Raw genomic sequence first — 20,505 nt, 5'->3', positions numbered from 1 at the left:
GCCATGTTTATTGGGCTTGCATTTATATTTAGCATTTCTATATTTCCTGCGCAATTCTCTTCGTTACCCACCGTAAAAAATCCCATCCATCCGACTCGACTTCTGGTCAAACCGAAACCTGGTATTTCTTGGGAATTTACGGAAAAAGTGCACCGAAAAATAGGTGCGAAAATTCTTTTCTCTCTGCCGCAAATCGGATGGCAAATTGTCGAAGTTCCGAAAGGCACACTTCAGCGTTCACGACAAACTTATTTGCAAAGCGGACTCTTCTCTCGTGTGGATTTCGATAAAGCCAAGCGCCTCGCCTATGACCCGAATGACGAATTTTGGCCTTATATGTGGAATTTGAAAGACATCAAAGCGAACCTCGCTTGGGACATCGAGCGCGGAAAACCCTCCGTAAAAGTCGCTGTAATGGACACGGGGGTGCTCGTAACGCATCCCGATTTAGCGGACAACATTTGGGTCAATCCAAACGAAATTCCGAAAAATAAAATAGACGACGATAACAATGGATACGTGGACGATGTGAACGGCTACGATTTTGCGTACAACGATTCTAATCCCGACGACGTTTATGGGCACGGAACTGCATGCGCAGGAATCGTTGCCGCTGTACAAGATAATGCAATCGGAGTTACAGGAGTAGCGCCGTTTTGTGAAATCGTTGCAGTAAAAGCCGCACGAGACGATGGATATTTTTTTGAATCCGCGAACGTTCCGGCGCTCGTGTATTGCGCGGATATGGGATTCAAAGTGATTTCGATGAGTTTTTTTAGCGATGAAGTTACGGCAGCGGAGCGGGATGCAATCAACTATTGTTTCGAAAAAGGAACCCTGCCGGTAGCCGCGGCAGGAAATTCGTCGAGCGTTCTCCCTTATTATCCGGCGGCTTATGATAACACTCTCGCTGTCGCCGCGAACGATAGTTCCTCTACGAAAGCGTGGTTTTCGAATTTCGGTACGTGGGTAGATGTGGCAGCTCCTGGCGTAAGCATTCCCACGACGACGATTGATTATTATTACACGTTCGGTTTTGCAGGCACGTCTGCGGCTTGTCCTCATGCGGCAGGTCTTGCAGCATTGTTATTTTCCGCAAAACAAGACGCGACCCCCCTGGAAGTGCGTGCGGCAATAGAAGACACAGCGATAACGGTAAATCAATATCCTTTCGGCGAATACGTGGCGTACGGATATCTCGATTGTTTTGCGGCGGTACAACGAATTCTCGGACAAAGTTCCGGTTCCAAGCCTGGAAAAATTCTTTTTACTTCACCTGTTGCAGGACGTTTGCTCGCGACGGGGGGGACGAGGACGTTAGGAGTTCCGATAACGATTTATGGGATTGGATTCGAGCCGCCGAACGACGTGAGAGCATTCGTGAACGGGAAAGAAATGAAGATTACGAAGCAAACGCGTTACCAAGTTAATGTCCTCGTCACTGTGCCGGGTGAGTTAGTGCTGAAGGTCAACGATAACGCCATTGGTTCGATATTTATAGATTCGGAGCAAGCGAGGACGTATGCTCCGAGCGATGCGAGTACGCTCGGTGCAATCTGCTCGGGAGGTTTCTTTCAACTTTATCGAAACGATGGAAACTTTTTGGAATGCACGCGTAGAGAAGAAGACGGAATCATTTATCTCGAAATCCCCGTGCGAAAAGTGAACGTATCACGAATAAAAGAACTAGAAATCGACTTCACGAGAAAATACGTAAACACGAACGGAACGGAATACATCGAACTCTACGATTGGAGTACATGGAGTTATCCTTATGGGAGTTTCGTGACGATAGCGACTACCCCTGTCAATTCGTCCGAAAGTTCGACGGTAAAAATCAACCTCACGAATAATCCGCAACGCTTTTTCGATGACGAGGGGACGCTGTATTTCCGAATCACCACATACGGAGCAGGCGCGAATGCGAAAATTTTTGCAGATAGTTTTAGGGTGAAGGTGAAGACGTAGTTTTTTATCTATCGTTGGCAAGAATAGAAAACCCCCTCCATTTAAAGTTCCTCCTCTTCGCTTCGCTCGAAGAAGAAACATATGCGTTCCCAAACAGAGTTTGGGAAGGAGAAAAAAAACATTGATTAGGAACGAGAGAAAATAGTAAAGCATAGAAGGAGCGCCGTAAGGCGCGATAACCGGACTGCTTATAGATTTATATAAGTTGAACTTATTTACATATTTCTTCCGCATGCGAAATATTCGAAAAATATAAAACCGGTTCCCCTTGCGCAAGCAGGGGGAACCTTACGGAGGGGGTCTAAAAAAAACAAATCCAAAAAAATCTAATCTTGACAAAAGCGGAGAACCCCCTCCTTAAAGGTTCCCCCGCTTCGCTTCGCTCAGAAGGGGAACCGGATTATTTATCGATTCACACCAATTTATTTTTACCGAGTTATTTTTACCGAGTTCTTTTTACCGAGTTATTTTTTACAGAGTTTATTCCTACTTGGCATTCCCATAAACAAAAAACGGTTGCGTAAGCAAAGGGAACCTTAAGGAAGGGTCAATCAATAAAAATAAAGGGTTTTAATCACCAAAAGAGAATTCTACAAAGCAGTTTTCTGCATTATCGGTTCATGCAGAAGCGAGGAAAAAAATAAATGCAACCCTAAATTGTTATAAAGTCTTGTTATAAGTCGTTATTAAGACGACTAAAAGATTTCCTCAATCTCTCCACAAAGTCCGGTGCTTCATCTGTATATAACTCCCAGTATTTCATGGCCGCTACGTTCGGAGGGGGGCCATGATGTAAGCTTAGCTTTGCTCTTTGGATAGAACCGTCTTTTCGCAAGCGGAGCAGCAGTCCTTCGAACATAAATCCACTGGCGTCGCAAAAATTAGCAATGCCATCTGCGTAGAACTCCGTTTTTGCTCCATGTACACGACAGACTACGATTCCATGGTTTGGATCTATTTCGGATAAAACCGCTTTCAAGTTTTCAGACCAATCTAACATCGTCTCATATGTATTCGGAATTATTACTTTCTTTTTAGAACATTCGAAATAGTGTTTTGATGCAAAACCTTCAACCGGGTCTGATGGACATAAATGCACGGATTTAGGTGTCAACCCAACTGTGTAAAGTGTTTCTATTCGGAGTGGAAAATGACCATCCGATGTTTCTCGATACAACTCTAAAGCGACACGAAGATTCCGTAAATTGCCAGTGCAAGACACCGTATGAGCACCTTTTTTGCCGGATAAAACTACAGAAAGGATGAGCGCGGTCAATGAAAGAGTAATGAACGCAACTAGAATGATCTCTAAAAGCGTCCAGCCGTTATTTCGATTTTCACAGTTTTTCATAGTTTTTCGTGTTGTGCATATGAATTAGCAAGAAAATATCCTAAGCCTGCTGTCAATAAACCTTGTGCAATGAGACCCAGAATTATCGTTACAATTTCAGTATAGTGAGAGACGTCAATACTGTTGCTGGTTTTAAGTACGAGCACATAACTCCAGAAAAAAATAGCTTCACCCGCCAGCCCTACAATAGAGCACCACTTCGCTTTTGATTCGTCGAGCCAGCGGATGACCAGTAATGCAATGACAAAACTAATTACCGCAGGTAATAAATGCGACATGAAACGAATACGACCTCCCCAGATTCCAACGTAGACAGCAACATTAAAGAACCGAAAAACAGCGGCTGCAATAGATCCCACAACCATACCCAGCAGTAACTGGGTCATACTCGGCCTAATGTTCGTTTCGACTATGGGCAATCTCCTTGCTGGCTGCAAATGTAATCAGGAGCTCCTGGGTCGGAACAAGGAGGTTCTGAAGATGACCAGTTGCAACAATCGACAAACTGCCACCACCCACAGCATTCTGCAAGAATGGTGTTTCCGGGTCTTGCACACTCGTATAAATTCACTATTCTTCTCTTCTCATGTAGAAGTTGTCATCGAACCAGCCTGGGTCACATTCCGTGTTTGGTGCACGTAGTTTGCACCAATACTGATAAGTTGATAATATTTTTCTACAACTTTGGCAGTCAACGGCCGTGTCTCGTGTGGAAGCATAAGCATCTTCTCCTCCCCCGCAGGGTCCACTATTACAACCTCTACTCAAAATAGAAACATCCGGCGGAATTAGAGAAGCCCAAACCCATGCATTGGCTAATAGGAGCACTATGGACAATGTACCGAGGAACTTGATTCTGTCCATTCTCAACCTCCTCAACAAGAGTTCTAAACCTAATTGTACTTTTTTTTTTCAGATAACAACAGTATATTTACCAGGTTTTGAAAATTTAACAATTTTTTGGAAGTGAGGGATAGTGAGGATTCTCTCGGCGTCTCTTTACCCCTCCCGGTTCTCCTTGCGCAAGCAGGGGGAACCTTAGGAGGGGGTCAAAAATAAAGCATTATGAAGAAAATTTGCTCTTCGTTTGGTCACGTGAGTTTGAAAAATTACTTCGTCGTATTCTTTTAACCTTTAGGTGGCTTCACGATTGGAGAGGCTGCGTATGCTGGCATATGCACGAAAACATCACTGAAACCATTCGTGTCATTCGAAACGAGAGCATATGCGTAAGAGGAAAACGCTATATACCTTCCTTTTGCGCTGATTGAAGGTGATACACTGTCACCGTAACTTTCTTTGCCTGAAGAAGATATCGACACTCGGATGGTTAACCCCGTTTGTCTGTCGTGCACAAAGGCATCTGTGGAGTAGTTCGTATCTCCTGAAACGAGGTTGGATGCTTCAGAAGAAAAAGCGACGTATCTTCCATTAGCGCTGATGGAAGGCGCCCAACTAAAATCATTCCCTTGTGCACCCGATGAAGAGATAGATACACGGGTGGTTTGTCCTGTCTGTATGTCGTGGATGAATACGTCTTCCTTACCGTTCGTATCTCCTGAAACGAGATTGGATGCGAGGGATGAAAATGCCACATATCTACCATCTGCACTAATAGAAGGCAAAAAGCTACCCTCATTTCCTTGTTCGCCTGAAGAGGAAACGGATACTCGTGTGGTCTGTCCTGTTTGTCTATCGTGCACGAAGACATCCGAAAATCCATTAGTGTCTCCCGAAACCAGGTTGGACGCATAAGACGTAAACGCTACGTATCTCCCATCCGCACTTATAGAAGACAGCCAGCTAATTCCGTTTCCTTGTTCTCCGGAAGATGAGACGGATACTCGTGTAGTCTGCCCTGTATTTCTGTCATGCACGAATACGTCACCTACATTGTTTGTATCTCCCGAAACTAAGTTAGGTGCGTAAGATGTAAACGCCACGTACCTCCCGTCGCCGCTTAGAGAAGGGTAAACACTCGAATCATTCGCGGGTGTACCTGACGAGGAGACTGAGACCAAGGTAGTGACACCCGTTTGCGTGTCGTGCACGAATACTTTATCGAATAAGCCTGTAGATTCAGAAACGAGGTTAGTTGAGGTAGAAGTGAATGCTACATATCTTCCGTCATCATTGATAGAACACTGCCAACTAAAGTTGTTCGCTTGGGCACCTGCAGAAGAGACAGAAACCCGTATCGTCACCCCCGCTTGTCTGTCGTGCACGAAAATGTCAGCAACATCGTTCGTGTCCTCTGGAACAAGATTCGGCGCAGCAGAGACGAACGCAACATAGTTTCCATCTGCACTAATTGAAGGCTCAAAGCTATCGCCATATCCTTCCTCTCCAGAGGAGGAAAGCGATACTCGCTCGGTCGTTCCTATTTGAACAGCCAACAGACTAGAAGTAGCGAATAAAAAGCTCAATCTCCAAAAATATTTCATCATTTTGTCCTTCTAAAAAATGATACAGAAAAATATCGATTTTATTTTTGAGAGAACAACAATAAATTTACCAGTTTTTGGAGCGAAACGAAGTTTCACAAATTCTCTTTGTTGCCTCCTTGTAAAGGAAGTGACTGTGCTCATAGTCCTTATGTATGCTAAATTAAATCCATGAGACTCTTCGGGTCTGTCCTGCTTCTTTCCATCTTCTCATTTGCCTTAGCCGACGAACTCATTTGGTCGAACATCCAAACAACTCCAGACGACCTTATGAATACCCAAGATGCATGGACGGCGAGCAGAGTGAACGATGATGATTTCGTTTCCTATCGCTGCGCCGCGGACGACTTTTTCCTGAAAGACCCTGTACAAATTACGCGCATTGTCTACTACAGCGTGCCGATTTCCGACCCAGATGTTCTCGGTGGCGATTGGTACATTTTCGATGCAACCTACCCGGAAGGTCCTCCTGGAACCGTGATAACAGGCGAATATGGCCTTAAACTGCTCTTCGAGGACACGGGTTGGTACAACAGCAACTTCGGTACGAACGTTTATCGAAATACTTTGTTTCCGACGAATCTCGTTTTAAGCCCCGGACAGTATTTTCTCGGCTTTCGCACGTGGCAGACCTTCGAGAATGGGGGAGGGAAGAATGGCATTTTGACAACGCGCTGGGCGAATGGCGCTGCTCGAGCCTACTGGAACTTCGGAATCTTGGAAGATGGCACAGCGAATCAAGATTGGGTGGAAATGGAAATCTTCAACGGAATCAAAGACCAGGAGTGGGCATTCGAGGTGTATGGGAACGTCGTCCCTGAGCCGAGTACCCTCGTTCTCGTCGGGTTCGGGGTTTTGAATGTTTTTGTAAAGCGTAAGAAACGTTTCCGGATTGCGAACGAAGAATAGCTTCATCCTCGTCAAAAAGATGCTGCGCCTTATCTACCAGGCGCATGCCACTTGTTCATATTTATTATGCTTGCAGGAGGAATGCAACACATGAAAATTGCTTATCGTAATCATCTCTTACATGTTCTCCCCTTCGCTCTTTCCTTCACTCTAACGTCTCTTTGCTTTGCGCAGGCGGTGGAAGTGGAGACCAAATTCACGAGTGGGAAATCGCTCGCTCGTGCTGTTCTCGACACTCGAACCATCCCGCAGTTCAGCGATTTCCATATGAACATGCTGATGGCGCCTCCGGAAAACCCCTTGATTTGGAAAAAAAGCGTAAATAACGTCCCGCCTTCTAACATCGTCCCAGGCGGAATGCTCTCCGACCCCAGAGCCAGATTAGAAGGGCTTTGGCCCGGAATTCAAATGGACGGCTGGTATCCACCCGACCTCACCCTCGCCGTTGGTCCGGATTACATCGTCGCTACCGTCAACATGAAAATCGCTTTCTTCAAAAAATCGGACGGCACGAAGGTTTTCGAAGTCTGGCTCGGGAATCAAGCGACGAATGGATTTTTCAAATCCGTCGGCGCTTTGGATTTCACTTTCGACCCCAGATGCCTTTATGACAAGAACACTGGCAGGTTCTTCGTCATGTGCGCAGAGGTTTATTCGAGTACTGCATTTTTGGACATCGCCGTTTCCGACGACAGCGACCCGAATGGAGTCTGGTATCTCTACCGAACGAATGCGAAAACCGGCAACAGTTGGGTGGACTATCCGGGTTTAGGGATCAATAGCGAAGCCCTCTTCGTCACCGGCAACCTTTTCGGATTTAGCAGTGGTTTCAACGGTGTCCTTTTCCGCGCATATAATTTGAGCGAACTCCTATCCGGCGCTGCGACCGTAACTTACAAAGATATCGTGAAAAGCAGTGGAACATGGAGCGTCCAACCCGCTGAAAGCAAGTCACCTACGAATATAGAATACTTTGCGCAGGACGGCAGTACCTCCTCCATGAAAATCCATGCGATGGTGAATGCGACAACCTCTCCTGTTCTCTATACCACTACAGTTTCCGTCCCGTCCTTTTCCTATCCGAACAGCAGTGCTCCACAAAAAGGAACTACAGCAGATTTGGATGTTCTGGATGGAAGGGTTTTCAACACTTGGTATCAGAACGGACGACTCCTCACCTCGCACGCTGTTCGCAAAAACAGTTCAACTTCTTATACTGTCGGGCGTTGGTACGACTTCAACCTCGGCGATTGGCCTAACTCCGGAACGGTCACTTTGGTGCAGTCCGGAAACGTTGAAGCCGGAAGTGGAATCTATGTTTTCTTCCCAGCAGTCGCATTCAACGACTTCATGGATATCGGGATGGTCGTTGCAAGGTCATCCGCGAATGAGTATCCGAGCGTTTGGGCGACGGGAAGAAAATCCACCGACCCATCCGGAACTATGGGTTCGTTGATAGAACTCAAAACGGGTGCTACCTACTGGAACGGATACCGCTGGGGTGACTATTTCGGAATCCAAGTAGACCCATCCGATGGCTTGACTTTCTGGGGAGTCGGAGAATATGCCGACTCGCCAAGCGCATGGAAATCGTGGATTGCGAGTTGGAAGGTCGCCGAATACCGCAAACTCACCGTCGAGGCGAAACTGCGAGACGGAACGCAACTCAATATCCCCATTCAGTGCACTACCGACGGGTATGGAAACGGTGACGGAACGACACCCTTCACGCGCACCTATTACGACGGAACGAACGTTACTCTCACCGCACCTTCCTCGTATGGCGGCTATAAGTTCTTGGGATGGAAAGGCACCCTCGGACCTGCAGTGGGTACTCCGAATCCCAACTTCAATGTAACGATGAATGCCGACAAAACTGTAACGGCGCTTTATCGCTGAGTTTAGGTCATGCCGTTATCTCGAACCCCCCTCTAAAGGGGGGGTTTTGTTATTCGAAAGTAAAAACGCCGTTTCTCTTTCGCAAGCAGGGAGAACCTTTAAGGGGGGGTCTATAGCTCAACAGCAGGAGCTGTTGAGGCATCAAATTTATTCATTTTTGCAAAAGGCTACATATAAGTTCACTATTCAAAATCGGTTCCCCTTGCGAAGCAGGGGGAACCTTACGGAGGGGGTCTTTCTATGTAGCCTCAACAGCAGGAGTGTTGAGGCATATAAAAGAATTAAAAAAATTGACACCTCAAAAAGAAGTGCCAATTAGTTGCAACTTACTTAAACGGCTTAGATTACTTGCGTCGCAGACTAGCGGCAAGCGCGGCGAGACCAGCACCCATAGCGAACAATGTGGCGGGCTCGGGGACGGCACAGCCTTCTATCTTGAAGGACATGTCGAAAGCGTCGCCAGCCCATTGACTGGAGTAGCCAAAGCCATCCACGTATGCTTCGGAGCCGTTCGGATTACGGAAGTTAGCGTTGTACCAGGCGTAATTATGTTCGCTGTAGTCGGTAGCCCGGAAGAGCAGCCAGTACGTTCCTTGTGGAAGCTTGAGCCCTACACCATCGCAACCGGGTGAAGGGTCGAACTGAAAGCCTACTGCCCAAGTATTAATGCCATAAGGACCCATCGGTCCTTCGCTGATATCGGTGTATTTGAAAGTAATTATCCTCGAGCCACCGAGGTCTTCAGGAGCGGTCCAGATATCCACATAGTATTCATCTTCCCATTGCTTGGCGTCGCCAAAGCGCTCATAAGTTTCGATTCTATCGATTTCCCAATACGGGTCAGGAATCGTAAAGTCGTCATAGAAAGATAAAAGATCTATCCAGCCCCAAGCGCTATTGCCGGTGCCTGGGTCTTGGTAAACGAGTTGCGCATTGGCTACAGTACCAAGTGCAGCAATTGCAAAGAGAAGGATGGGTTTTCTCATTTCTCCACTCCTTTTCATTAGATTAGATTTCTTTAGATCTCCAACCGCCTGCGGAGCAGGTCTATGGCAATTAATTTGCTAATTATACAACGAGTTTCTCAAAATGCAACCCGAAAAAACGAAAATTTTTTTAAACTTCGTAAAAATCAGTATTTTTTACTGTGATTAATTTTACTCTCGTTCCCATACTTGTATTTTTTTATGCCTCAACAGCTCCCGCTGTTGAGGCTTTTTTACCCACGTGTAATGGGAACTGATTTGTTTTGAATGTATCGCTTATATGGAAGTAAAACTATCGTGAATCTATGAATAATTATCGCGCCTTACGGCGCTCCTATACTATGGAACGATCGTTACGGAGGGCTCGGTGTCGTTCGAAAAATGATTCGTCAAATTCGTAACTTGATTCGTCAACGGGTCCAATAACGCGATATCGAAAATTCCGGGTTTCACTTCCATAGCGAAAACGATGAACAAACCATCCGGTGTAAAAACGGGGTCGTCTTCCAAATCTGCGGTGAACGTATGGCGCTTTACGTTCGTCCCATCGCTGTTCATCGTGTAAAGGTCTACCGGTCCGTTTCTATCGGAAATGAATGCGATCGTGTTTCCACTCGGGCTGAAGTCGGGCGAATAATCGTTCTTGTCGTTGTCCGTCAATTTGCTCGGGTTCGTGCCGTTTACGTTCATCTGCCAAATTTCGAAATCCCCGTCTAAATCGTTTTCGTAAATGATTTTCGTGCCGTCAGGGCTGAATTGTGGTCCGGTTTTATTTCCCTCGTTCGTCGTCAATTGGAGAAATCCGCCGCTGTTTATCGTGTACGTGAAAATCTGCCACGTCCCCCCCACATTTCTGGAAAACACGATTTTATCACCCCCCGGACTGAAGGAAGGATCCATCTCAGGTTCGGGAGTGAAGGTGATTTGCGTGAGTCCCGTCCCATCTGCATTCATCATGTAGACGTCTTCCGGTCCATTGATATCTGCAACGAAAACGAGTTTCGTTCCGTCAGCGCTTAAAGCGGGAGTGGAATAAAACGCTTCTTCCGTCGTGATTTTTCGCAAATTGTTCCCATCGGAAAACATCGCATAAATCGCATTGATTCCGTATCCATACAAATCGTCTCTATCCGTCAAAAAGTACACATCGTATAAAGTATTCGAAATGACAGAAACATTGGCTTGAACGGTTTTATTCGCTTCGGGTTCCGCAAGACGCACGACGGCGACTCCGGCGGCAATTCCCGTGAATAGCCCATCCACAGTAATATCGCCGTATTGCCCCCCCGAAACTAAAGACCATTTCAAAACACCGTCCGGCAAAAGAATCGTTTTCCCCGCGCTGTCTTCCGCATGACCCGTCAGTTGTTTCTGCTCACCGACATCAACGATGAGCGGCTGACCGTCAATTTCCAAATGATGAATCGTCGTATTCAAGTCTGCCGTGACATTTTCCGTCGTGGTTTCGTTGACGAGGATTTGCACGCCGATGTTTGCGCTCGCTACTTTCGAACCTTGCGCGTTTTGTTCTGTAAATGCCTCCACGATTAATGTGTGTTGGCCAGCGGGAATTTGTTCTGCGAAAGCGGCAGAACCTGTGTAGGCATCGTCGCTCGTTCGGTTGATAACCAGTACTTCTGCGCCGCTCTTGAGATTGAGGGTCGCTTTTAAACTTTCCGCGTAAGTCGGGACGAAACGCATATTTTTCGCAGGCCAATCCACCTCGATGGTAAGCATTCCGAACCCAGCGCTGTCTCCAGAACTTCCAGAACTCGTCCCCCCTCCTCCGCAACCTGCAAGGAACATGGAAATGCACGATACGAAACAGACGGTCTTGCGCGAAAAGAAGGGCATCCCTATCAGAAATCGGCAGTAACGGTATTTTCTTCAGGGAAAGTTTTCGGAGAACACAAATGTTGGCATCATTGCGGTTTCTTTACATCGCAGAGAACGTGGGATAAAAAATAAACCGGTTTGCGTAAGCAGGGGGAACCTTACGGAGGGGGTCTAAAAAGTCTCTTCCTAGTTAGGAAACGAGAAAAGGACTGACTTCCGGTAATGCTTCATGGAATTGACATCCGTGAGATGGAATTAAAAAATTGACACCCCTCGGGAGGGGTGTCAATGAACTGCTAATTACTTAGCGCTAAGACTACTTGCGTCGCAGACGAGCAGCGAGCGCAGCGAGACCAGCACCCATAGCGAGCAATGTGGCGGGCTCAGGAACGACAGAACCTTCCATCTTGAAGGACATGTCGAAGGACTGACCAGCCCAAGACTCGGAATAGCCGAAGCCATCCACGTATGCGCTGGAGCCGTTCGGGTCGCCGACATTCGCGTTGTACCAGAAGTAGCCAACGCCAGAGTCGCCAGCCCAGAAGCGAAGCCAGTAGGTTCCAGGTCCTAGCTCGAGCGGAACCGGGAGATCAAAGCCGACTGCGAATGTCTCAAAGCCGTATCCACCAATCGGGCCAACACTGACGTCGGTGTGAGTGTAGGTACCACCTACCATGACGCCGCCAAGATCCGATGGAGCTGTCCAGATGTCTGCACGATAGGTGTCGCCGAAGGACTCCGCATCGCCATAGTACTCGTAGGCTTCGATTCTCGTAATTATCCAACCCGGGCCGGTGTTGAAGTCATCATAGAAACTAAAAGCGTCTATGACGCCCCATGCGTTGTCACCAGTACCGGGGTCTTGATAGATGAGTTGCGCATTGGCTGCTGCGCTAAGTGTAGCAATTGCACAGAGAAGGATGAGTTTTCTCATTTCTCCACTCCTTTTCATAAGTTTAGATTTCCTAAGATTTCCAGCCGCCTGCGCAGGTTATTGGCAATTAAGCCCGCATGCCAGCTGGCTATCTACATTATACATGAGATAACACAAAATGCAAGCCAAAACATGAAAAATTTTTAAAACCTAGTAACTGTACTATTTTGGCTTATGCTTCATTTTCTTTTCGACTGAGAGTTGCGAAGCCACCTTAAAAAATTAGGAATGCCCCAAAAAGGGGCATTCCAACTATAAGTGCTACCTTAGCGCAGAAACTTACTTGCGTCGCAGACGAGCAGCGAGCGCAGCGAGACCAGCACCCATAGCGAGCAATGTGGCGGGCTCAGGAACGACACAGCCTTCCATCTTGAAGGACATGTCGAAAGACTGACCAGCCCAGGATTCGGAATAACCGAAACCATCCACGTATGCGCTGGAGCCGTTCGGGGCACCGACATTCGCGTTGTACCAGAAGTAGCCAACGCCAGAGTCGCCAGCCCAGAAGCGAAGCCAATACGTTCCAGGCTTAAGGACGAGCCCTTGGCCATCGCAACCAGGTGTCGCATCGAGTTGGAAGCCGACTGCGAATGTCTCGAAGCCGTAACCGCCAATCGGACCTACACTGACGTCGGTGTGGGTATAAGTCCCAGCGACTATTGAGCCACCTAAGTCCGAGGGAGCAGTCCAGATGTCCACTCGATAGGTGTCACCGAAGGAATCTGCATCGCCGTAGTATTCGTAAGTTTCGATTCTGTCAATTTCCCAACCAGGGCTGCCAACGGTGAAATCATCATAGAAACTAAAAGCGTCTATGACGCCCCAAGCGTTGTCGCCGGTGCCGGGATCTTGATAGATGAGTTGCGCATTAGCTGCAACACCAAGTGTAGCCAGTGCACAGAGAAGCGTGAGTTTCCTCATTCTCCACTCCTTTTCTTTAGATTAGATTTCCAGCCGCCTGCGCAGGAATTTGGCAATCAAGCCCGCATGCCAGCTGGCTGAGTACATTATACATAAAATATTCGAGAATGCAAGCAAAACTGAAAAAAACTTTTAAAACCTAGTAACTATACTGTAATCCAGGTTCTATTCAGTAAAAGAGGAAAAGAAAACTTTCAAAAGAGAAAAAATTCTTCTTAGTTTTATATTTAACACACTATGCTTATTTGATGAACTCGCATGGATCAGTAAAAAAGATGGAAATAGAACCTGCGAACAACGATGGAAGCTAATAAATCCGATTTCCCCTTCGGGGGAGCAAGAAGGGAAACCTCAAGGGGAAGGAGCTTATATTAGGGGAGCAAGAAGGGAAACCTCAAGGGGAAGAAGCCTGTATTGAAGATAGTATCAGCCCGGAGAGAAACCAGGTCGTCCACAAGGCGATGTATGCCAGGGAGCCGGCGGTTGCAATGCGGTTTACGAATTCTTCGTCAGTTCTCCTGTACCACTGAAGCACCAAATAAGCAACAGCCACAGTAAAGAACTTCACGAGGGCAAAAACCCATGTGCTGTGCTCTAAAAGGGGACGCATTAAGGGATTCAACTCGACAATCGACCCGGTTTGATAAAGAAGCGCTGTAACGATAAGGTCAACAAGCGCTATTGATGCTAAAACCGCCATCGGCTTGGTAGGCGCTCGCAGCATATATACATTCTTAGCAAATTTCATTCCAAGAGTAGGTCCTCCATATTCCCGAAGGAATCCAAACGATGATCGTTTTATAATGCGCAACCGCCTAATTCCAGCACCGCCTCCGCAACATCTTCGCCCACTTTCCAATCCCCATGCGGCTCGAGATGTTCATTAGTCCCCAATCGCGAGTTCAATTCGATGATTCGACTCTGCGCCCAGGCATCGCTCAAAGCGATAAAGTATTCTCCTGCCATTCGTAAAAAGTTCGGGACCTCATTCTTCAATCTTGCATTCACCGCCTGCTGAGCATAAAGAAGGAGAATCAAATCCGCCATCGCCCCTTTGATTTCTTGTGTATCCTTACGCTCGCTCGGTGTCCCTTTATCGTCCGAAAAGACCTCTGCCACGGCGCGCTGAAGAAGGTTCGAAACGACACCACTCAATGTTTCTCTAACTCTGCCGCCGCTCGCGTAAAGCCCTTTTCGGAAAACCCGGTCGAAAACGAATAAACGGTTGATTTCGTTCGTACCTTCGTAAATGCGCATTACTCGCGCGTCTCGATACAATCGTGCAACAGGAAACTCCTCTGTAAATCCGTATCCGCCGTGAATTTGCAAAGCCTCGTCCACACAAAAATCCAAAACCTCTGTGGAGAGAACTTTCACCAACGAACACTCGATTTGATACTCCTCAGCAGCCTGGCGGTATTGCTCTACTCCTTTGGGTGAATCTACGACAACTTGGGCGAACACGTCATCGAGCAACCCGGTTGTGCGGTAAAGAGCGCTTTCTACCCCGAAAATCAACGCAGTCATCCTTGCCAACTTGTCCCTCACCAGTCCGAAACTGCTGATGCTTTTCCCGAATTGCTTTCTTTCTTTTGAATAATTCACCGCTTGCCGAAGGGCTTCTCGGCACTGTCCCAGCGCCATCCCCGCCAACTTACATCTGCCGATGTTCAAGACATTGAAAGCGACTTTATGCCCTTCGCCCTCTTTATAAAGAAGATTTTCTGCGGGCACTTTGGCGTCGTCGAGCACGAGTCTCGCCGTCGAACTTCCTTTCAAGCCCATTTTGTGCTCTTCACGGCTCACCGAAACTCCCGGAAAGTCTCTTTCCACTAAAAAGCACGAAAACTTTTCTCCGTTTATTTTCGCGAAAGTCATGAATAAATTCGCCCATTTCGCATTGGAAATCCACATCTTCGTTCCATTGAGCGAGTAAATGTTCCCTTCACGAACCGCCTTCGCACTCAGGCTCAAGGCGTCTGAACCGCTGTTCGGCTCACTCAAGGCATATGCCCCCATCCAATCCCCATTTACAATGGGTGGAAGATATTTCTGCTTCTGCTCTTCGTTTCCGAACATCACTAAAGGCGCTTGACCAACACCCGTGTGAACCCCGATCGTTGTACTGAAACTCCCGTTCACGCTGAGGGCTTCTAAAATGCGAACGGCGACGGATTTGTTCAATCCCAATCCGCCGTACTTTTCGGGAACGTCTACCCCTCCGAACCCGAGTTCGCATGCATTTCGCACCAAACTGGGCATAAGCCCCTCTTCTTGCTTGTCTAATCTCTCCAATAAGGGCAAAACCTCGTTCTCTGCAAAAGCCTTCGCCGTATCGAACATCATTCGCGCCGAATAGTCGAATTTCTCAGGTGAAAACACCTCCTCTGGCGAGTCATGCAGAAATGACCCTCCTGGCACTAAAGGGTTGATTCCTTCTCGAACTACTTCTTTATTCGATGACATCGAGGTGCTAATTATAGAACTCGCTTTACGCTTCGCATGTGGCGAAACGATATAAGGGATACAATTTCTCTAAATGGAGCGAAATTATTGGCTTTTCAAATCGGAGCCATCGACGTATTCCTTCGATGATTTATTGAAGGAGGGCTCGGCTACTTGGGACGGGGTGAGGAATTACAAAGCGCGCAATTACATGAAGAACGAGATGAAGGTAGGAGACCTTGTTTTTTACTACCACAGCAGTTGTGAAGAACCCGGCATTGTGGGGATTGCAGAGGTGATCAAAGAGGCGATACCGGATGACAGCCAATTCGACCCCAAATCCGAATACTACGACCCTGGTTCTAACCCTGAAAATCCGCGCTGGTGGATGGTCACCATTCGCGCAGTCGAAAAGTTCCCACGTCTCGTTTCCTTGAAAGAACTTCGTAATACCCCCGGACTCGAGGAAATGGTGATTTTGCAAAAGGGGAACCGTTTGAGCATAACTCCTGTGAAAAGAAAGGAATGGGAGATTATTCGAAGTCTTGCAACGAAAAAGTTTTGAAAAACATAGTTCACTCTCGATAAGGAAGCATTTGCCCACTTCCTAATCTGCATGTTTTCGCCAAAAAATCGGTTTCCCTCGCACAAGCAGGGGGGAACCTTTCGGAGGAGGTCTATAAAAGAGCATAATTTTTGATAAGAAAAGAATTTCACTTCCAAAACGGTACTCTCTTCGTTCCGCTCGAAGGGAACTGGCTGAGAGTCGAGCGAAAGGTGATAACTTCGTCCCTTATCCTTGTAAACTGGCGTCAATGGTTTTCGGAGATGCAGTTTTCTCGCTCTTGGTGGCGGCTTACGCAACTGGAGGGGTCATTCATCAAGAAGAAAGTTTTCAACAGCGTCCGCGTTTAGTCATCGGAGGAGTTGCACTGGAAGCGGATGTCATAGATTGGACGAGTGAACCACCCATCCGGCGATTTTCTGGAAATGTCGTGGCGACATACGAGGTAACGAAAATGACAGCAGAAGAAGCGGAGGTGAACGAAGAGACCAGAACCGTTACGTTTCGCAAAGGTGTGCGGTTGACAGATCCTGTCGGGGAAGCATCGGCTGAACGAATCGTTATGGAATTCGACGAACATCCAGAAGGTGGGGGCAGAGAGAGATGGATTATGAAGCGAGCGATAGCGACAGGCATTACTCTTCACGCACATGAGGCGAGGCTGAGTGCAGAGGAAATCGAAATCCTTCCGAATGTTTGGAAAATGAAAAACGCTTGGGCAACTTTATGTCCGGGGAAAAAACCCGATTTTTCGTTTTGGTTCAAAGAAGTCGTTTTGCGTCCTGGGAAAAGCATCGAATCGAAGCAGACGAAAGTTTATTTAGGAGATCTTTTCTCTTCTTATTTACCTGCGTTTCGTGTCGGATTAGACCCTTCGCAAACGGGCATTCAAGCACCGACGCCTGTATTTACGGAAGGGTTTGAATTGGGCTATCGCTGGAGAAATGTTTTTGCGATAGGTAATCAGGCGTCGTTTATTTACGAACAAAATTCGAGAACTTTCGACCATGTTCCCTCTATCAACACGCAAGTCGCTTTCAACTCACGCCCGAGGCCTGAAAACGAATTGGACACGATGATTTCGATTTACAATCCCGATAGTGAAAGGTTTTACGATGGATATTTCGACCACATTGGCGTTCCGAATCCTGAACGTGAAGAAAGAGTTATCGGACGCGAAGAAGTGGCGTTTTTTGCGGGGAGAACAACGAATTTTTTCACCGTTGCAAGACCTGGTGCTTCTCCTGCATTGGACCGCGATTGGTATTTCGGCATAGATGCATCAGGGCGAGTGGGGGGTTTTCCGATTCAGGGCCAAATTCGTTATGGAGAGGTGCATCCTCGTTTGAGCAATGAAAGGCACGAAAGAGTGGAAGCTTATACGACGATTTTGTCTCCAAAAATCGAATTGGGTTCGAGATTGAAATTTGGAATTCGTGCGGATTTCGCCGGATATTGGGGAGAGGGTAATCATTATGTTTGGGTTCGACCTTTGGGGGGATTCACCTATCGCTGGAATGAGCAGGTGCAAACATCTGTTGGATATTTTTCTGCGTGGGATACAGGTACTGCGTTATTCGATGCCGATAGGCTTTATTCGACGAGTGGCTTGCATCTTCGCTTCGATTTCGATTTTCCGGCGACGGATTTTTCCGTGCTTTTGAAATACGATTTCGACCGAAAGAGTTGGTATGACGTGGAATTTACATTAGGGCAAGTGGCGCACTGCATCCGTCCGTTCGTGAATTATCGTAAGTTCCCCGGTCTTTTGACGTTCGGATTCCAAATTCGCGCTGAGAAGTTATTCGAATCTCTTAGGCGAAGGCGTCCGATACGTGAAACTGAAAGAGCGTCATCACAAAATTAAGAAAAAAAACCGGCATGGAAAAATCTTGCCGGTTTGAAAACAACAAAAAGCCCGAGCCGCTGCCTTTATGGATCAGGAAAGGCAAGCGGCTCGGCGCACGAATCAGAATCCTCCCATTGGAGGCATTTCCGGCATCACAGGAGCCTTGCGGGCTCTTTTTCGTCTTCCTTTGGCCGCACCTTTTTTAGCAGCCTTCTTTCGGCCGCCTTTTTTGGCTTTGCCGGCTTTTTTCGCTCGCTTTCGCGCTTTTTTCGCGCCGCCACGAGCCTTTTTGCGGCCACCTGCGCGCCGAGCCCTTGCAGAAGACTTACGTGCACGTCCCGCTGATGGTCGTCGTGCGCGAGTTGTCCGTTTTCGGGCTCGAGCGGATGAGCGTTTTCGTCGAGCAGCGCTCTTGCGCTTCTTCCCGCGCGATTTCGTCGCTCGGGATTTGCCCGCTTTCTTTCTGCTTGCAGCAGCCTTTCGCGAGCGTTTTACTTTGCGTGCCATGTTTTCATTCTCCTATTTTCAAACCCGTTTGGGTTTTTGATTCAGAGCATGGTGCTCCGATTCGATAAAGACGATGTAGATGCACAAAAAGATGCATGTTTCGTCTTCATCATCATTATTTTTCCAGATTTTTTCGAATTTTTTATTGCGAAAGGTCATTTTGGGAAAAAAATCACGCGAAAAACCACAAATTGTGGTTTGAAAACACATTGAAATCGCTTAGAACTGCGATGTGTGCTTTGCGAAAAGGGTTCTTATACTTTCGAGAAGATACAAAGAACGTCTCGAAACGGGGGGATGGCAGTGAATCGCAACACTGAACCATCCGATTTTCGGGTTTCTTCTTTGATTTTTTCCCCCGTTTCGGGGTTGATCCATTGACAACGGACGTTTCCGAGGTGTTTGAATCGAATCGAAACCTGTTGAGTCGTTACATCGGGGGGCGTTGAGATGTATGCAAATCCGCCGGATTCGTCGGCGATTGACCAAATTATCGCTTCCGATTCGTTACTCATCGAAGATTCCCATTTTCGAGTAGACCAATTCGTTTCTCGGATGAGCGACGAAAAGGGCACGATTGCCTTCTTGAGCAATTCTTCGTTGCGGATTTCATTTTCAGGGATGACGATTCCTCCGAACGCGCCTGATAAAAATGAAGACCATATGAAAGTTCGCAATGCGAGAGGTTCTTTCGGAAGGGAATTTGCAAAGACGAGGGTGGGCTTTCGCGCTATTTTGTTGGCGTCGGCAATCTGTGTATAAATTTGTCTTCCGGCTTGGATTGCATCCTTATCCGACTCGATAATAAAGGAACGGAAACCGAGTTGTTTCAATTTTCTCGCCTCTTGGGATTCCGGAAAGGTCGTGAGTGGTAACCCGAAGGTGTGAATTCCGATAATTTCGTTGCCGATTTCGCGAAGCCAATACGCCGGTGCTTCTATGCCGTCGAAGATTTGGAAACCCAAAATATTTTGATGGTGCTGGAGAAGATTGATTTGATATCGAAGACGACGTTTGAATTGGACTCTCGCTTTGACATCTGTCCAGAAGTCGTCTACCGAATTGCAGGGACCTCCATTTTTCTTGTTGTAGGGATTTTGTTCCCATCTGTTCGTCCATTCGTCACCGGTGGAAAGGGTTATGAGTAGATAGATTTTGTGTTTTTGAGCGATTTCGCAAAGACGATCCAGCCGCCAAGCATTTTTCAGATTGTAGATTCCGAGGCCTCGATAATCTGGCATTGCCGAGGTGGGGGTCCATTCCAACCCGAGATTTTCTGGCGTGAGGATGACTCGACAACAATTAAATCCTTTTTCTGCTAACTGTGCGAATCTTTCTTCGATGTCGGTGAGCCCCTTTTTGCCGAGCGGATTTAATGTAACCCCTATGGGGATGAAGGTTTGTTTTTCGAGCATAAAGGTCAAACTTTTTTCGGGAATGGAAATGAAAGGCGGAGCGTTCTTTCTTGCGACTTTTATTCCGATTTTCGGGGCTTCGATGGCACGAGTCATGTCGGATACTTTGATAAAAATGTCAAAGGAGCCGGTGCGCCATGGGGCAAACCGAATTCTCCAAGTGGGTTCGCCAATCGGTTTGAGAATCTCCTCGTCGTTTTGGATTTGGGCTTCGTATTCTTGAAAGAAAATGCCGTTGACTATGGAATAGGTATCGTTCTCGGCGATGATTGTGGCTGTGACATCTGCTTGCGTAGGGTCGAAGGGGTTTGACCATGTTCCGGAGAGTTCGAAGCGAATTTCGATAGGTTGATAGAGGGTGTGTTGCGAGGGGGGGTTAATAGTCAGATTGCGTATTTCGAGAGCACTTTGCTGCGGGAAAAAGAGGATTAAGGGTGAAAGAAGAAATGCAAGCATAACAACCTCCGAATTTTGGA

At 47.2% G+C, this 20,505-nt stretch carries 16 protein-coding genes; 5 read left to right on the top strand and 11 right to left on the bottom strand.

Annotated elements, in window-relative coordinates; genetic code table 11:
- The first annotated feature begins 3 nt into the window (after positions 1–3).
- Positions 4–1,968, top strand: coding sequence for a S8 family peptidase (locus tag VNK96_06985; protein HWP31449.1), 1,965 nt, complete (start codon positions 4–6; stop codon positions 1,966–1,968).
- 673 nt (positions 1,969–2,641) lie between these two features.
- Here the strand turns inward: VNK96_06985 and VNK96_06980 are convergent.
- From VNK96_06980 to VNK96_06970, 3 genes are all read right to left on the bottom strand, one after another.
- Positions 2,642–3,319: a type II secretion system protein gene (locus VNK96_06980; GenBank protein HWP31448.1), complete on the bottom strand. Its 678-nt coding sequence runs from the start codon at positions 3,317–3,319 to the stop codon at positions 2,642–2,644.
- Entirely contained in the window at positions 3,316–3,705 is a 390-nt protein-coding gene (locus tag VNK96_06975; GenBank protein HWP31447.1) for a hypothetical protein, read from the bottom strand. Before VNK96_06975 ends, VNK96_06980 begins: the two co-directional genes overlap by 4 nt.
- A 741-nt stretch (positions 3,706–4,446) precedes the next feature.
- Positions 4,447–5,766 carry a hypothetical protein gene (locus tag VNK96_06970; protein ID HWP31446.1) on the bottom strand — a complete coding sequence of 440 codons (1,320 nt, stop codon included), beginning with the start codon at positions 5,764–5,766 and terminating at the stop codon, positions 4,447–4,449.
- 168 nt (positions 5,767–5,934) lie between these two features.
- Here VNK96_06970 and VNK96_06965 point away from each other — a divergent pair, with 168 nt between their 5' ends.
- Together VNK96_06965 and VNK96_06960 are read left to right on the top strand one after the other, a co-directional pair.
- A complete protein-coding gene (locus VNK96_06965) occupies positions 5,935–6,672 on the top strand; it encodes a PEP-CTERM sorting domain-containing protein (protein HWP31445.1) in 738 nt (245 codons plus the stop codon).
- An 81-nt stretch (positions 6,673–6,753) separates the two neighbouring features.
- Positions 6,754–8,571, top strand: a complete 1,818-nt coding sequence (locus VNK96_06960; GenBank protein ID HWP31444.1) for a hypothetical protein — start codon at positions 6,754–6,756, stop codon at positions 8,569–8,571.
- Between the two features lie 344 nt (positions 8,572–8,915).
- On the opposite strand, the gene VNK96_06955 is transcribed toward VNK96_06960, so the two are convergent.
- From VNK96_06955 to VNK96_06930, 6 genes are all read right to left on the bottom strand, one after another.
- Positions 8,916–9,557, bottom strand: a complete 642-nt coding sequence (locus tag VNK96_06955) for a PEP-CTERM sorting domain-containing protein (protein ID HWP31443.1) — start codon at positions 9,555–9,557, stop codon at positions 8,916–8,918.
- 339 nt (positions 9,558–9,896) lie between these two features.
- Positions 9,897–11,411, bottom strand: a complete 1,515-nt coding sequence (locus VNK96_06950) for a hypothetical protein (protein ID HWP31442.1) — start codon at positions 11,409–11,411, stop codon at positions 9,897–9,899.
- Positions 11,412–11,709: 298 nt separating this feature from the next.
- Positions 11,710–12,345, bottom strand: coding sequence for a PEP-CTERM sorting domain-containing protein (locus VNK96_06945; protein ID HWP31441.1), 636 nt, complete (start codon positions 12,343–12,345; stop codon positions 11,710–11,712).
- 261 nt (positions 12,346–12,606) lie between these two features.
- Positions 12,607–13,248: a PEP-CTERM sorting domain-containing protein gene (locus VNK96_06940; protein HWP31440.1), complete on the bottom strand. Its 642-nt coding sequence runs from the start codon at positions 13,246–13,248 to the stop codon at positions 12,607–12,609.
- 394 nt (positions 13,249–13,642) lie between these two features.
- On the bottom strand, positions 13,643–13,996 hold the full coding sequence (locus VNK96_06935) for a DUF5658 family protein (GenBank protein HWP31439.1): 354 nt from the start codon (positions 13,994–13,996) through the stop codon (positions 13,643–13,645).
- 50 nt (positions 13,997–14,046) lie between these two features.
- Entirely contained in the window at positions 14,047–15,714 is a 1,668-nt protein-coding gene (locus tag VNK96_06930) for an acyl-CoA dehydrogenase family protein (protein ID HWP31438.1), read from the bottom strand.
- Positions 15,715–15,787: 73 nt separating this feature from the next.
- Between VNK96_06930 and VNK96_06925 the strand changes: the two genes are divergently transcribed.
- Together VNK96_06925 and VNK96_06920 are read left to right on the top strand one after the other, a co-directional pair.
- Positions 15,788–16,258 (top strand): EVE domain-containing protein, encoded by a 471-nt coding sequence (locus VNK96_06925; protein HWP31437.1) that lies wholly within the window; start codon positions 15,788–15,790, stop codon positions 16,256–16,258.
- Positions 16,259–16,508: 250 nt separating this feature from the next.
- A complete protein-coding gene (locus VNK96_06920; protein HWP31436.1) occupies positions 16,509–18,125 on the top strand; it encodes a hypothetical protein in 1,617 nt (538 codons plus the stop codon).
- Between the two features lie 102 nt (positions 18,126–18,227).
- Here the strand turns inward: VNK96_06920 and VNK96_06915 are convergent, their stop codons facing one another.
- Together VNK96_06915 and VNK96_06910 are read right to left on the bottom strand one after the other, a co-directional pair.
- On the bottom strand, positions 18,228–18,614 hold the full coding sequence (locus VNK96_06915) for a hypothetical protein (GenBank protein ID HWP31435.1): 387 nt from the start codon (positions 18,612–18,614) through the stop codon (positions 18,228–18,230).
- Positions 18,615–18,868: 254 nt separating this feature from the next.
- Complete coding sequence (locus VNK96_06910; GenBank protein ID HWP31434.1) at positions 18,869–20,485, bottom strand: hypothetical protein; 1,617 nt, start codon at positions 20,483–20,485, stop codon at positions 18,869–18,871.
- Positions 20,486–20,505: the final 20 nt, after the last annotated feature.

This window comes from Fimbriimonadales bacterium (assembly GCA_035559795.1).
Taxonomy (GTDB): domain Bacteria; phylum Armatimonadota; class Fimbriimonadia; order Fimbriimonadales; family ATM1; genus DATMAR01.
This window is presented reverse-complemented; position numbering and strand designations above follow the sequence as displayed.